At 60.1% G+C, this 14,671-nt stretch carries 11 protein-coding genes and 2 pseudogenes; 3 read left to right on the forward strand and 10 right to left on the reverse strand.

The window, feature by feature from the left end; all coding sequences use genetic code 11:
• The 5 genes and pseudogenes from J6525_RS44010 to J6525_RS44030 all read right to left on the reverse strand — a co-directional run.
• Positions 1 to 216 (reverse strand): transposase (locus J6525_RS44010; RefSeq protein ID WP_225648926.1); only part of this gene is annotated, 216 nt, incomplete at its 3' end.
• A gap of 320 nt (positions 217 to 536) precedes the next feature.
• On the reverse strand, positions 537 to 1,181 hold the full coding sequence (locus J6525_RS44015; RefSeq protein WP_225649317.1) for a hypothetical protein: 645 nt from the start codon (positions 1,179 to 1,181) through the stop codon (positions 537 to 539).
• On the reverse strand, positions 1,156 to 2,070 hold the full coding sequence (locus tag J6525_RS44020; protein WP_225649318.1) for a DNA-processing protein DprA: 915 nt from the start codon (positions 2,068 to 2,070) through the stop codon (positions 1,156 to 1,158). The genes J6525_RS44015 and J6525_RS44020 overlap by 26 nt, the downstream gene beginning before the upstream one ends.
• A gap of 146 nt (positions 2,071 to 2,216) precedes the next feature.
• Positions 2,217 to 2,456, reverse strand: a complete 240-nt coding sequence (locus J6525_RS44025) for a hypothetical protein (protein ID WP_376708657.1) — start codon at positions 2,454 to 2,456, stop codon at positions 2,217 to 2,219.
• Positions 2,453 to 2,864: pseudogene (locus J6525_RS44030) on the reverse strand (mobile mystery protein A). Before J6525_RS44030 ends, J6525_RS44025 begins: the two are co-directional and overlap by 4 nt.
• A 187-nt stretch (positions 2,865 to 3,051) precedes the next feature.
• Here J6525_RS44030 and J6525_RS44035 point away from each other — a divergent pair.
• Positions 3,052 to 3,441, forward strand: a complete 390-nt coding sequence (locus tag J6525_RS44035; RefSeq protein ID WP_225649319.1) for a helix-turn-helix domain-containing protein — start codon at positions 3,052 to 3,054, stop codon at positions 3,439 to 3,441.
• A 269-nt stretch (positions 3,442 to 3,710) separates the two neighbouring features.
• On the opposite strand, the gene J6525_RS44040 is transcribed toward J6525_RS44035, so the two are convergent.
• Positions 3,711 to 10,223 (reverse strand): shikimate kinase, encoded by a 6,513-nt coding sequence (locus J6525_RS44040; RefSeq protein WP_225649320.1) that lies wholly within the window; start codon positions 10,221 to 10,223, stop codon positions 3,711 to 3,713.
• A 314-nt stretch (positions 10,224 to 10,537) separates the two neighbouring features.
• On the reverse strand, positions 10,538 to 11,338 hold the full coding sequence (locus J6525_RS44045; protein ID WP_225649321.1) for a hypothetical protein: 801 nt from the start codon (positions 11,336 to 11,338) through the stop codon (positions 10,538 to 10,540).
• A gap of 1,266 nt (positions 11,339 to 12,604) precedes the next feature.
• Between J6525_RS44045 and J6525_RS44050 the strand changes: the two genes are divergently transcribed.
• Together J6525_RS44050 and J6525_RS44055 are read left to right on the forward strand one after the other, a co-directional pair.
• The gene (locus J6525_RS44050; protein WP_312010063.1) at positions 12,605 to 12,742 is read left to right on the forward strand and encodes an addiction module killer protein; all 138 of its coding nucleotides are present in this window, start codon (positions 12,605 to 12,607) and stop codon (positions 12,740 to 12,742) included.
• Positions 12,743 to 12,744: 2 nt separating this feature from the next.
• The gene (locus J6525_RS44055; protein WP_225649322.1) at positions 12,745 to 12,927 is read left to right on the forward strand and encodes a helix-turn-helix domain-containing transcriptional regulator; all 183 of its coding nucleotides are present in this window, start codon (positions 12,745 to 12,747) and stop codon (positions 12,925 to 12,927) included.
• Positions 12,928 to 13,242: 315 nt separating this feature from the next.
• Here J6525_RS44055 and J6525_RS44060 read toward each other — a convergent pair.
• The 3 genes and pseudogenes from J6525_RS44060 to J6525_RS44070 all read right to left on the reverse strand — a co-directional run.
• A pseudogene (locus J6525_RS44060) lies at positions 13,243 to 13,731 on the reverse strand (IS630 family transposase); the annotation flags it as partial.
• Positions 13,732 to 13,808: 77 nt separating this feature from the next.
• Complete coding sequence (locus tag J6525_RS44065; protein ID WP_225649323.1) at positions 13,809 to 14,291, reverse strand: group II intron maturase-specific domain-containing protein; 483 nt, start codon at positions 14,289 to 14,291, stop codon at positions 13,809 to 13,811.
• A 157-nt stretch (positions 14,292 to 14,448) separates the two neighbouring features.
• Positions 14,449 to 14,658: a group II intron maturase-specific domain-containing protein gene (locus J6525_RS44070; protein ID WP_225649324.1), complete on the reverse strand. Its 210-nt coding sequence runs from the start codon at positions 14,656 to 14,658 to the stop codon at positions 14,449 to 14,451.
• Between the last annotated feature and the right edge of the window lie 13 nt (positions 14,659 to 14,671).

Below are 14,671 nucleotides of genomic sequence, written 5' to 3' on the forward strand. Positions count from 1 at the left end.
CTTGATGCTCCATCGGCTGAAGCGCCGGAACACGCTGTTCCAATCGCCGAAGACCTCCGGGAGATCGCGCCAGGGAGACCCTGTACGCACGATCCACAGCACTCCTTCAACGAACATTCGGTTGTCGCGCCCGGTCGAGCCCTTCTGATCGGGCCGCCCTATGATCAACGGCGCCATCCGCTCCCACGCCGCGTCGCTCAATACCAAACGGTCCATCACACCCAAGGCGGCCTCCCCAAAAGCAGCCTTGAATCTGATTTGCTCCTAAAAGGGAATCCTTAGAGTCCACACCACCTAGTGTGCTGAACGCGAAGTTCGTGCGATTTCGCGGCAACTGCTTTCACGAACTTCGCATTCATAAAGCACACTAGAATCATAAATTTGCTAGTTTTCCTTATCGAATCCGAAGTTCGCTCCGAAGGTGCGGCAAATGATGCGAACTTCGGATTCGGGACACTAGTTGCGTGCGCTTGTTCACCAGAGGCCCCAAAGTAGCCGCCTTGCGACAGACAGGCTATAAGCACCGGCACGGATCTTTACCTCAACAACTCATCGATAGAGACTTCGCCAAACGGGTTCGGAATCGCGCGTCTGGCGACGAAAAGACCGATTACGCGTGTCTGCGGCGCGCGCTCCAAAATCAACTCCTTGACGGCCTTGAAATGGGAGCCCGTGGTAAGGACGTCGTCCACGACGCCGACGATACCGCGCAGGTTTTGCAGCTGGTTTTCCGCAATCCTGTAATTCTGTTTGAGCTCCGCCGGAGACCTCCTGTTGCCACCTTTGAACGTGTCCATAGAGGCGATCTGTTCGACCAGCTCCCGGACGTCCGGCGGGGTCGCGGCGCGGATCGCTCTGCAAACCTGCACCATCCGATCATCATAGGCAGGGTCGGTCTTCGCCTTCGACGGTGGTATCGGAACAATCGTGGCCTGGGCCAACCATTCAGCGTTCAAGACCGCAGACAGGTCGCGAGCGCATCTGGCAATCGCCGGGGCCTTGTATTGGTGACCGCCATCGTTACGCTTCTTCTGAAGATTATGGATCAGCTGATTGGTGTCGCCGCCGCGCCACCCCTTGCCGGCCGTGTACTCATAGAGGTAATGACAATCATCGTCCTCATCGAGGTACCAGTGGTCTCGCCGGTTGGTCTCGTCAATTTGCTGGAGCAGGCGTGCCATTACCTAACGCGCCCCAGATATCGGCGAGGTCGCGGACACGGATCGCGCCCCGCTTCTCGAAGTTTGCCGGCCAGGTGATGTCGTCTCGCTTGAAGCAAGAATCGAGGATGAACAGCTTGCGACCCTGTTGAAGGGCGGCGCGAGCCTGCGTGAGAGTCCCGCTCGTGTCGCTAGCCTCCACGATTATGGTGCCCTCGGTGAGAGCGCTCATCGTGATGTTCCGCTCAGGGAAAAACAGCTTGTTCTGCGGGACGTGCTGACTGGCGTACCTGAGCACTGGCACCTGAGAGATGAGCAGATGCTGCTCCGCGATCCTGCGCTGCAGACCTTGGTTTTCCTTTGGGTAATAGGTCCCGATCGGTGTACCGATCACAGCGATGGTATGGCCCTTGGCTTCAACTGCGGCCGAATGAGCAGCTGTATCAATGCCGGTTGCCAGTCCCGAAACGACGCTGAAGCCGCGCTCGACTAGCGCTCGAGCAATCTTCGCCGCGCGCCGCACCCCCTCTTCGCTCGGATTGCGGCTCCCAACGACTGCGACGCACCGTGTCTCTACGAGTTCCCAAGCGCCTTGGAAATACAGCATCTCCACAGGATGCTTCGCGTCCCGCAGCTTGGAGGGGTAATTGCCCGTGAGATTTAGCCTGGTGCCGAAGCGGGATACTCCAACTTTCTTCAACGCCGTCAAGACTTCCGCGGCGCGCGCATCGGCGACCGATGCCGACACGAAATCAGATGGCACGGCAGTCGGGTCTGCTGCAAACTTCTCGGCGATGGTTTTGAAGGTTGTACCTTTTTCAAGCCAAAGAGCTTCGTACGCGCCTAGCTCTCGGCGCGGCGAAACGGATGATACAGCCGGGCCATCGTTCATTCGTGCAAGAAGGTTCATGGGTCAACCCTAATCAGTCGCGTTCGACACGTCGATTCCCGCGCAATGCCAGTCCACCAGTTTGAGACAACGTCTTCGAGGCTGCGATCGTCAAAAAACTAATGTAACACGCAGAACAAATCAAGAACACAATGATAACGCCAAGGTTACCATAGGATTACACAAATAAGGTCACCGTAATCATACGAAACGGCCCCCTCGTCTACCTTGGGGCCCACTGGCAGAAGCGCGGCGCGGCGACGACGCTTCCATGCAGCGCCATGGACGATATTTTCCTCTTCAGCCTCCTTGAGATCGGCGGTCGTGATCCAGGTCTGAATTAGATCGCCGCGTAGTGCCAAATCGAGAGGCGTTGCGTCGTTGAGTTCCCGAAACAGGTCTGTCACGTTTCATCCCGGAGATTCCGCTCCTCGATCTTGTCCCGGATATACGCTTCGAGATGTGCGCCGGTAGTGCTGTCAGGCGTTTCCTGCGCTTCGAGCTTCATTGTATGCGCAACGCGACCGAGGTCACGCAATGCTATTGCGCGCGCGCGTGTGCACGGCGCCCTCAAGCGAGTCGTTAGGGACGAGGGCGTAGACGAGGGTGCAATCAAGCGCTTCAGCCGCACGGCGCAAGGTCTTGAGCTGGATCGTGCCGCTCTCTTCCGAGGCTTCGATGGCCGCGACGCTGGGCGGCCGTACGCCGAGGCGGCGCGCGAACTGGACGCCACTCATGCCCAGCGCATCGCGGATGGCGCGCATCCACCCCTTCGGGGGCCGGCAGAAACGCTCAACTGGCTTCACGTGCGCCATGCGTTCATCAAGGCGGGCGCGAGCGCGCTGTCCGTTTCATTTTTCATATACAGCCTAATAACGCAGCGTGGATATTAGGCCGCAACCTAACACAATTCCTCAGACATTAGGCTGTAGCTTCTTATTTCTTACAAAAAAGTCTAGGCACGCACGAAGAGTACGACGGGATCAACGCGGAGACTGTGTGATGATGGATGTAAAGCCTCTCCACAACGAACAGGACTATGACTGGGCCATCCGCGAAGTAACCCGTTATTTCGAGGCAGAGCCCACTCCTGGCACGCCCGATGGCGATCGTTTCGAAGTCCTTTCTTCACTCATTAAGGAATACGAGGACGGGCACTTCTCCACCGCACACGGCGACCCGGTGAACGTTCTCCATTTTGCGATCGAGTCTATGGACAAATCTCAAGCCGAACTCGGCAATCTTATCGGGCACAATCGCGCGTCTGAAATACTGAACCGAATTCGACCTCTAACGCTGGAAATGATCCGCACCATTAGCAAGGAGTGGAACATTCCAATTGACGCCCTGGCGGCTCAATACGAACTGCGCGCGCATACGCTTAAATTTTGAAGGCACCGCCTAGGCGGGACCTTCGTCATTGGGCTAAATATTACTTCTCCCAACGCCTTTTTAGTGGCCTCTTTCGCGATCTCTTTTCGGCGCTTGGCAGGCAAGCCCTCAGCCCGAGCTTTGCGACCCAGAGCCACGGCGGCGGCATTCTTGCCGTCCTCCCGTAGTGATATCGTCTATCTCGCCGGTGGCGATCTTGCCGATCATGACGGCGGCGCCGATCACGTCACCGGGACGCTTTTCGCGTTTAGGGCCGCTATGCCACCCGCTCAATCTGGTGCGCGGACAAGGCCACTGCTGAGCTTCGCATGGAGCTTATCCAACAGTGCATCTGCGTTTTTGTTGATTTTGCGGTCCGCTGGGTCAATTTTCAGATCGGCCATTTGATAGACAGAAGCGCGCTCGTGCATCATCTCTTTGATCGTCTCTTCTGGATTATCGGTTTGCAGCAGCGGACGCGTCTTGTCCTTGACCAAGCGCTTCGTGATGGTGTCCAGATCGGTATTGATCCAGATCGAGATCCCCCTCTCGAGGATGCGGTCGCGGATCTTCTCACTCATGAAGGCGCCACCGCCCGTTGCGAGCACCACGGGCCCTCGCTCGAGCAGTTGCAGGATCTCGCCCTCTTCCAGATCCCTGAAATACTGCTCGCCATGGTCTTTGAAGATCTCGTTGATCTCTTTGCCGGCCCTGGTCTTGATCACTTTGTCGGAATCGACGAAATCGAGGCCCAGCAGGTTCGAAAGCTTGCTGCCGATCGAGGATTTCCCAGCGCCCATCATGCCGACGAGCACGATCGGCCTCTCGCCCAAGGCCGCAACGATTTGTCCGGCCATGGGAGAACGCTTGGGCATCTTGGGCTGGGCATTTCGCAATGCAAGGACCGCGCTGGCGTCAGCGGTGCCGTCTGCGTCTGCTTCCCAATTCGGGATGCTCGTCGCCTGATCGGGAACAGCAACCTGGTTGACGATCTGCCTTGCGCGCTGCACGAGGTGCTCGGCCCTCGATTGATCCATCGTCCCTCTGCTGCCTCGCTGCAGCATCTTGTAAGTATCGTGATTGGCAAGCTTGGCCTGGTAGCTGGCTGGTGTATGGAACTCAACCTCGAAGCGGTAACCTTCAGGCGTTGCAAAGACGGTTTTGATCCCGACATAGGTCGGATTTCGCGCCCTGAACCAATTGGTTGTGCTGAGCTCGGTATAACCCTGCTCATCAAAGGCGAGCACGGCCTTCCTGAAGCCCGTTGCAAAATCGCCGTCAGGGATTTCAAAAACATGCCGTACGGCGTTGCTGATCAGCTGTGAGGTGGTGCTGGAGGGGAGGCTCTTGCCGGTGAGTTGGTCCGTCAATGATTGGTCGGTCCGCAGGCGATGCTGATCATGCGGCAGATTCACCTGAATGCCGTGTTGTTCCTCTAAGTTCGCCACGACATCGCGGACTGTTTTCGTGATCGCCTCATCTTCGCGTCTTGCCCGATCCGTCTCGCGCCTGGCGCGTACGGCGGCCTCCTCGCGGCTCAGCGTAATCATCGCGCCGTCTTGGGCGGCAGGCCGGGCGTCGGACGGCTCGGGCAGAATACCGCTTTCCACGCTGAGCCTGATCGAGGCCTCCATGACGGAGGCTGCCAGCGTCGGATTGTCCTTCAGATCGGCCAACGTCGCCTCGACGTCCAATCTGCCGCGGTTGAGATGGGCCGCCATGCTCTTGGTATAAGGCACCGATTTCGGTGTCGGCGTTGCCTGCAGCAATTCCTGCAGACGTTTGCTTTTGGCCGCGTACAGCCGAGCACCCGTATCGGATTTATAGGCGTCGGTGCCAACCTTGACGCCGAGGCTCAGGAAGTTGTTCGCGCTTTTGACAAGGTCGTCGGCAACGTAACCATCGGGCAAGGGATGCATACGCGCGGGATAGTTGTCGACGAGAAGCTGGATGCGCTCTCGCGGCTGAACAGCTGCCGGGTAAGTCTCCGCCAGATCCGGGAACAGTTCGCACAGCTCCGCACTTAATGTCAGCCTTGCGTCAGGCGGCCCGTCGTGCGCAGCACCCAAGGATTGCTCCCAGGCTTCGAGGTCGGCAATGAGCCGATCGGCCATTTCGCGGGCGACCGGATGGCGTGCCGCCTTGATCTCCGCTCTCGCTCGGTCGAGCTTGCCCTCAATATCGGTCCGGTTCGCCTGTTCCTGGTCCAGCAGCTCACGCAGCTCGCGCTTGAATTCGTGGTGAACACCCTCGTAGGTGCCGAACAAGGCACGCTCGGCAAACCAGTGGCGCGCTTCATGCGATTGCCCCAGAAAGCTTCGCAATAGGCCGGTATAGGTTTCCAGCATACCCTGCGTGGCGGCGAGGATTTGGCTCGCGCGGCTGAATTGATACCGATTGTCCTTGATCGCGGGGGTGTGCGATTTCGGCGGCTTGAGCGAACGCACGCCACGCGCCTGCTCCTCCTGATCGAATTGCCGCACATGCTGATAGAGCGCGGGACGGTCACCGACGATGATGACGGCGTCTCCGTCGAAATCGCCATCGAGGCGTTTCTGTTCGACAGGCGGCACGCCAACCAGCGAGCCCGGCGCGAATACTTCGGTCGCCTGCAGGATACCGACGGTCTCGAGCGCGGTGTCCTGTTTCGCGCGGTCCTTGCCGCTCGTCCAGCTCGAATGGATCTTGACGTCCTCGGAAGACATGACGAGGTCGCGGTCGGCAAAGTCAGCTGGCCAGATCTCGTCCGGCACCACGATCAGCAAGCCTTTTGCAAAGAAAGTCGGATCGTCCGCGACCAGTTCGTCGTGCGATTTCTGGGCGACATTCAAGCTATATTGGATGGCAACGCACCGATCGAGGAATGCCGCCGTCGGGTCCCCATCGGCTGCCGATCTGACCTGCTCAGCTGAAAATGGACGCAGGTTCGGCTTGTCGTACGGCGATCGCCCGACCAGCACGCCCGTCGTGCCCGCCAAGGTGTCGCTCTTGATAGTCGGCACATGCAGACGCCCATCGCTCGAGGGGACGGCAATTGCGGCGGGAGCATCGATGTGTGCGGCCGTCACGGTCCGATAGAGCTCCTCGGACGTGAGTTCCTTGTTGTCTCTGCTCTTGAGCCAGATCCTGGCCTTCTCTCTTGCCTCCTCCGCGACGGTCTCGCTGCGAGGATAATGATGCAGCGCCGAGGCAGGCAGGGATGCTCTCTTGCCCTCGGCATAGGCTGGGAGGCGATCGGGACCATTCTGGTCGCCGGCGCGGCAAACGGCGCGCATTTTCTCAGCCAGTGAGGTCTTGATGAATCCTGTGCCGTCATGCGGTCGCAACGCGATTGGACCTTGCGGTCCAACGAGCGCGAATGGATGACCCCGCTCGGCAGGCCGGTCGGGGAGAAGGGAGATTTTGAAAGCGCCTTCGAGGACGCTGTCCTGGGGCGTGAGACCTTTGATGGATGGTGAGCCCGCAAATCCCCTGCGCTGCGTATAAAAGTAAGCTTCCTTGAATGGCCCCCAGGCGCGCGACAGCTGCTCGAAATCCGTGCCCATTGCGGTGTCGGCATACGGGATTGCCAGGAGCTTGCCACCGGTCTGCTCGATCCGCCGTCCGCCTGGCGCGCGCGCTGCGACCTGCGCCAAGGTCAATCGCGGCGGCTTGAGCTTACTGCCGCCGAACAGATCCATCCGATACGGCACGCCATCGACTGCGAGCGTGCGGGTCAACATGAAGCTGCTGGGTTTTCCAGGCAGCTGCACCGCGACCACCGGCACTTTCCCCTGCGTCAGGCGATGAAAGACCGAATATCGTACTTCCGACTCCATGGTCAGGGGCTGCCCCCGCATGTCCACGACCGGCAGTTGCATCAGTCCGGCATTGCCCTGCGGTGGACGCGGCTCGTGGTCCATGTCGCGCAACACCTGGTGGGCGTTGAATCTCGCGGCAGGACGTTGAGCATGGACCGTTGCGACATTCTGCTCCAGGAACGAATCCAGCGCATCGAGCGGGTTATCCGCCTCGATGTCCGCAATCAGGTTCCAGCTCATATTGGACAGATCGCGCTCAATCAAATCGCGTGTGCTGCGCAGGATCTCTCTGGTCCCGCGCTCCAGCTCCCGCTGCCTGATCCGCAAATCCGATTGGTCGCCTTCGACATAGGGGCGTCGATAAAGCTTCTCCAGCACTACACGGGTTTTAAGGACCTGATAGATCGACAAAGCGGGGGTGCGGCTCGCGTGTGGGCCGCGGATCCGCTCTGCATCGGTCGCTGCCAGATGCGCCGCGATCTTGTCTTGCGTGACGCCTTGAATGTCGTTCAACAGGTTCAGCGCTTGCCTGCGGTGCCAGCGCAGCTGCTTCTGCGAGCTGCGTGCCAGGGGCAACACAGCGACACTGAGGTGACCCATGATCTCGAGGTTATGCTCGGTGGCAAAATCGTCACCGGTGCTCAGTTCCGCGAGCCTGGTCAACCCCAACGGCGCCAGCAAGGACAGATCGTCAAACAGCCGCGCCTTACCCAAGGCTTTGAAAATGTTGGCAATGCTCAGAACGCCAGCCTGCTGCAGGCGATCATTCGCATAGTACAGATGGTGCGCGAGCTTGTGCAGGCGGTTCTTCAGAAGAGCGGCTTGATCGCTCTCTCCACGGTCTTCGGCCTCCATCGTGCAGCGCGCCAGAGCATTGGCAACCATGCCGAGCTCTGCCGTGGTGAATGCATTAAATCGCCGCGCTCCGCTACCAAAGCTGCGCGCGATCTCGATCATCGCCTGCCGGCACGCCTCCTCTTCCGGCCATTTGGCAAAATTATGCACGAGGGTCGCGACCGCCAATGGCTCAAGGTCAGACAGTCCGCCCTCGCGGCGCATCATCTCGCGGGCGATAGCAGCTGTCGCCTCGCCGCAGCGTTCATGTTCCAGCTTGCCGAAACCATTCGCAAGATTCCGCAAATTTTGCTGCGTAAAGCCGGACAGCCCATCACCCCGGCCGGCGCGGCCGCAGATTTCGGCCGCGATTGCCAACATGGCCTCGCTACAGTTCCTCTCGCGTGGCCACTTGCTGAACCCGTTCACGAGGTTTGCAAGTCCTTGCGGGGAAAATTCAGTGAGCCCGCGCGCGCCAGCCGCGCGGCGTGCGAGGTCGCCGCCCAGTAAAGCTGTCGCCTGTGCGCAGTCGTTATCGTCTTCCAGCTTGCTTAGCCCGTTCACCAGCATTGACAAATGTTGGCTATTGAAGCGAGCGAGCGAGTTGGCGCGGTGGCTGACCAGTTCAGTGGCGATCGAAACCAGGGCTGGGCGAGCGGCCTGTCCTGGCCACTTGGAAAAGCCGTTCGCCAGATTTGCCAGGTGCTGCTCACAAAAATCAGACAGTCCGCGGCCCCGGCCAGCGCGATCGCGCAGTTCGCTGGCAAGGGCGACGGCCATGGAATGGGAGCTCAGCTCGCCTGACCACTTGCTCAATCCGTTCACGATGTTCGCCAGGTCCTGCGGACCTGCATTTGCAAGGCCGTTGTCGCGCTCGGCGCGGCGGCTAAGTTCCGTTGCAATCGGCACTGCGGCTTGACCTGCCCGTTCCGGCCATTTGCTGAAGCCATTCACCAGGTTCGCCAGGTGCTGGAAGCTAAAATCTGCGAGCCCGTCGACGCTCGTCGCGCGGCGACGGATTTCGGTCGCGATCAAAGCTGTCGCCTGGCCACAGTCTTCTGTTGGCCATTTGCTAAAGCCGTTCACGAGACTAGCAAGATCTCGCTGATTAAAGCGGGTGAGCCCGTCTGCGCGCGCGGCCCGGACCACGATCTGCCTTGCGATCTCGACCGTGGCCGCGCGGTTGACATTGTCGTCCGCCAATATGGTCTTGCTGAAGGCGTTCACCAGGTTCGCGAGCTCCCGCTCGTGAAAACGCGGGAGCTGGACGCGGCGGTCCACGACCTCGCGAGCGATCGCGCTTGTTGCCTGGACCGCTTGCGTCATGTCCGGCCATTTGGCGAACCCGTTCGCCAGGCTTGCCATGTCCTGTGGATTGAATTCAGACAGACGGGCCGGTCGGTCGGCGCGGCGAAAAACCTCACTGGCTAGCGCGCACGCAACGTCCTCGGTTGGTACTTGTCCGGTTAGCTTGCTGAATCCGTTGACGAGATTGGACAGATCCTGGGACGAAAAATCCGAGAGTTGAGCTGGACGCTCGGCGCGGCAGACGATCTGCCGGCCGATCTCGCGGCTGGCGCGAACACATACTTGCTCTTCCGCCCTGTTGGCGAAGCCGTTCAGCAGCATTGCCAGGTCCTTTGGCTTAAAACCGGACAGACCGGGCCTGCCGCTTGCGCGACGATCGATTTGGGCCGCGATCAAGACTTCGGCGTGGCCAAGATCTGCGTCTTGCGGCCATTTGCCAAAGCCGTTGACGAGGTTCGCCAATTGCTGCTCATCGGCACGAAAGAGCCCGCTTGCGCCGCGACGGACGAGTTCGCTCGCAACCGCAATTGTGGCTCGCCCGCAAGCCTGCTCCTGCGGCCACTTGCTAAAACCGTTCACCAGGGTGGAGAGGTGTTGCAGGGCAAAATCGGTCAACCCATCGGCCTCAACATGACCTGCCACCACGAGGGCGGCGTCGCGGCAGGGCACCTGATCGGGCCACTTGCTGAAACCGTTGAGCAGCAAGGACAGATCCTGACTGCTTGACCTATTAAGCGCCCTTGGCTCATCGCGGCAGAATTCGGCGATCCGGATCGTCGCATCGCGACATTGCATGGCCCGGGAGTGGCGGCCAAAGGACGAAGCAAACAGGGAGAGGGCTCCGGGGGCGACCTGTTTCATATGATCATTGTCAAGGCGCGATAGGCGAGCCGCCAGAGCTCTGCAAGCATTTGCTCCGGCCTCACCTGCGCGGCTGACCGCGTTGCATGCCATTGCGTAGGCCCATGAAGAGCCGATGTTGTCTTCGAGCTGCGGAACAAATCGCGTCTCGAAATGTGCGGCCGCTTTTTGCTGGAATTCGGCGAGTTCCTGTCCGCGGAATTGTTTGCCGTGACGTACCACGGCACGCGAGAAGGCATCGATGTTGCGAGCGCCGGCGATCTCTGCGAGCGCGGCATTGAGGTCGTCCGAATCTCTGAAATGAGCTTGCGATGTTACATGCCCAACGTTCCGGCCTGTGGCATTGTCAGCGCGCCATCCAGGTTCGCCACCTGATCCTGCGACCGATTGAGGATGGGGTGCAAGCCGGCCTCTTTGCTCGGGGTCGAGGCGCCCCTGAGTGCGCCAGGGCTGCTCTTGCGGACGCGTGTCAGTAGCCCCTCGGTAAGCTGCGCCACCGGGAACATCATAAGGCCGCTGCGGATTCTGCTGCGCAGGCGCAGCGTCAGGATGCAATCCGTCCCTCTGGTCCTGCCGACCGGGAAGCGGCCGGGCATGTCGCTCGAGCGCACCTTGCTGCGAGCCGGCGGCCGCTCGATCGCTCCGCCAAAGCTCTCCACCTCGACCTGGAAGACCGTCGTAGGCGCCTGGTGCGACATTGCCTCGATAGGGTTGCGTGGAGTCCGAGGCGCGAAGGGGCGTCGCAGGCATGCCCCAGCCTGACGCTCCATCGCGCCAATTGGAGGCGAATTGCGATTGCAAGGCCAAGCCGCCACCTTGCGGTGATCCAGCGGCTCGATCGGCACGCCACGAGGCACGGTCCGAACGCGACGAGCTTGCATCCGGATGCGGTGCGCCACGATGACCTGCACGATCTCGCAGAGGTCCTCGACCATCCCTGGACGGCGCGGATCGCTCCTCGAGGCGCCATCCTTGCGCTCCGCCGCCCTGGCCGAAAGTAGCTTCCATATGCGAATGCCGCGGTTCGCTCGGGAAGCGCCCAGCGGCTTGATCGCCGTGCCAGGGCCTGCCTGAGAAACGTGAGGCGCCAGCATCGCCATCAGGAGCAGCGCCATCGGCTCTGTAAAACCGGTCCGGACCCGCACCAATGTTGTGTGATGGCATATCATCGATACGCCAAGCTGGCGCTTCGCCAGGGCGAGCGAAGCGGCCTTCTACATTGGGAGCACGCGCGCCGTCTCGCGCGCTTTCCTCCGCTCGATCAGCACGCCAGCGTTCGCCTGCCGGACGCGCGCCGCCTGCGTTCCCTTGTGGTGTGCCATGGCCGGCATCAAACCGCGCAGGGCGTGAGCCATCAGGCGCCTGAGAGGGCCTGTTATTGACGTGCCAGCCGGACGCCCCACCATCACGATCCGCGTCGCCTTTCATATATGGCCCGCGCAAGACAATTTGCGAGCTTGCGTCCAATCGATTGGCACGCCATGGCTCGTCCGCCGAACGCGCGGAAGTTGCGCCCGCATTTTGTGCGGGCTCGTGGAATTGATCCGGCCTCCAGGAATCCAGAGCACGAGCGCTCGGCGCGGATCCATCGTCGATGCGCGACCTGCCTGCGCCATCCCCCCTGCCGGACAAGCGCCCTTCCTCTCGGAGAGCGCGCATTGGGGAGGTTGACGTGTGCGGATCATCGAACGAGGATCTTGCACCGGTACGCAGCGCGCCGGTGCTGGAGGAAGAGCGGAGATTCTGGTTGGCTCTGGTCGCGTTGTGCAGCGCCTGCGCCAACATCCGATGGGCAGCGGAAGTTGGACGGACAGGGCGCTCCGGCAGACCAGCGCTCGCGTCGCGCTCGCCGCCAAAACCAGAAGAGGACGTTGGCAAATCGTCAGGTTCGGAGCGCATTTGATCCACGACAGAGTTGAATGATTGACGCTCCTCACCCCGCCCAGCAGGCGTTTCAACGCGAGCACTATCGGCATTATCGGCCTCGGTGCGGCCAGCCTCTGACATGAACGGTTTGCCGCGCTCATCAATGCCCCGCATAAACTTTCATCTCCGATCTAGACGGGACAGCCCTGCCTACCCGCAACAAACTGGCTCCCCGACGCGGACATTCATCACGAACGGCGGGCTGAGGCCGATACCGAGTTCAGCTGACGGAAAGCTGACGTGATACGATCATGAAGGTAGATTGGTCAGCTCACGTGGGCGGCAGGAAGATGTCGAACGCCGGCGGCGGCCACTGCGAAGTGCCCGCCCGCGCGTAAGATGAGCCGCTCGGCTTTCTGGGCACGACAACTTCCCGCTAATGCCGCGCGTCCCTGTTTTCAAACGGCAATTTTGGAGATTCTAGGTCGGCCGGAGGTGCGGTTAGCGAACTTCGCATCGGCCATGGACCGGGATACCGAGTTTATTACATTCGGCGGCAAGGTCGTGTCATTCTGCTCTGCGGCCGCGATAAGCGGACCCAGAGCAGGGACGTTCGGAAGGCCAAGGCAATCGCGCAGATATTGGAGGACTGAGTGTGAAAGTCAGCAAACTGAAGAAGTTCGATGACGCCGAGCGCCTTCGCATGCCGGAGGCGCGCGCAGAGTATCTGAACATTGTTGTCGCCGATGGCGACCCCGCCGAAGTCCATGATGCCCTCAATCTTGTCGCCCGAGCACAGTGTCGCCAAGCCAGCTGGCGTGACCAGAGAGGGGCTTAATCGGCCATTGCACGATGTCGTACTGAACGGCATGAAAGCTGTTTCTGCGTCACTCATACGTGCGTCAAGATCACAGCCGCTCTAAAGGGCACGTCGCAGACGACAGATCGCTTCGGGCGTCAGCCGACGAAGCGCGGACTGATGCTTTGCCTGAAGTCAGCCTGACGGAGCCGATCAGGAGGATCAAGAATAAGCCGCTCCAAAATTGATTTGAAGGAACATCGAGTTCGCGGTCAAGCCTGTGGTGCGGTTGGCGGGACATTAAGTCTTTTCGGATAAAACCTCTTCAAGCCTTGCGACTAGAGCACGCTGTTTTTATACGGAAACATAGCCTGAGTTTTCGAGATAGTTGGCGCACTCTTGTGCAGAAAAGAGGTCGAGGAGTTCGCCGACCTTGCGCCAGGTTGCCTCGACATCGCGCGGTTCTGCGGCTCGCATCAGATGTTTGAGCTTGGCGAAGACCTGTTCGATCGGATTGAGATCGGGACTGTAGGGCGGCAGGAAGAGCAGGTGCGCTCCGGTGGCGCGGATCGCATTGCGAGCGGACTTGCCCTTGTGACTGCCAAGATTGTCGAGGATGACGACCTCACCTTTTGCCAGAGTTGGGGCCAACACTTTCTCGACATAGAGGGTGAAGAGTTCGCCATTGATGGGGCCGTCGATGACCCAAGGTGCGCTGATCTGGTCGTGCCGCAGCGCTGCGATGAAAGTCATGGTCTTCCAGTGACCGAAAGGCGCGGATGCTTGGAGCCGCTGTCCACTCGGTCCCCAACCGCGCAGTGGCGCCATATTGGTCTTGATCCAGGGGTGAGTAGGCCGCGGGATTTTCACCCCCGGCCTCGCAGAACGGTGCGTGAGCCTCTCGGTTCACACCGCTCCCGTCAGGTGAACGTGGTCGTTCCGAACAACTGCCAGTGTACGAACAGCTCCGCATTGTCCCGAGCCAGCTTTCGCAAGAACAGCGAAGCAGCGGTTTTGTGGAGCCGGAAGCGCTTGTACTTTCGCATGATCCACGCCTTCAGCTTCTGATTGACGTAGTCGACCAGAGAGAACAGCGCTGAACGGCTGAACCGACCGTAATAACCTATCCACCCCCGGAGGAGCGGATTGATCTGTTGGGCAATCTCAGCCAGCGTCCCCGGCGTTTGCCGGGGAATGTGCAAGCTTCGGATCGTTGCTCGCATGGCCTTCAAAGCTGTCGGACTGACCGCCGGGGTGTATCCACAAAAGAATTCCTTCCGCTGTGACGTTGCCACCTGCCGCGGCCTGAACTGATATCCGAGAAAGTCAAACTTGACCCTCGGATACGTTCGCCGACGCCTGTTGTCCTTGCAATAGACGATCTGCGTCTTTGTCGGGTGCATCTGAAGTCCGCACGCCTCCAACCTCGCTTGAAGCTCCGCCCTAATGGCCTCTGCTTCTCGCTCCGTCCGGCAGTGCACCAGTCGTCGAGTCGCCCGGGGGAGTTTCACCCCCAGGCGCTCACAGATCCGGACGTGAACGTCTCCGCTCATCCGGCTCTTACCGTCCAGCCGCCGTCTTGTGCAGCATCGGCCAATGGGCCAATAGCGTGGGGGTGCGGCACGCAATGTCCCGTACCCAGTGCTCTGCCCGTCTTCGATGTCGCCGCAGACGTTTGTATTTCGACATCGCCCATCGCGCGAGACATCGGTCGAGATGGCGTAGTGTCGGATAAAGCGCCGACTTGTAGTACCGACCATAGTAGTTCATCCAGCCTCGAATG

The sequence above is a fragment of the Bradyrhizobium australafricanum genome (genome assembly GCF_020329495.1).
Classification (GTDB): domain Bacteria; phylum Pseudomonadota; class Alphaproteobacteria; order Rhizobiales; family Xanthobacteraceae; genus Bradyrhizobium; species Bradyrhizobium australafricanum.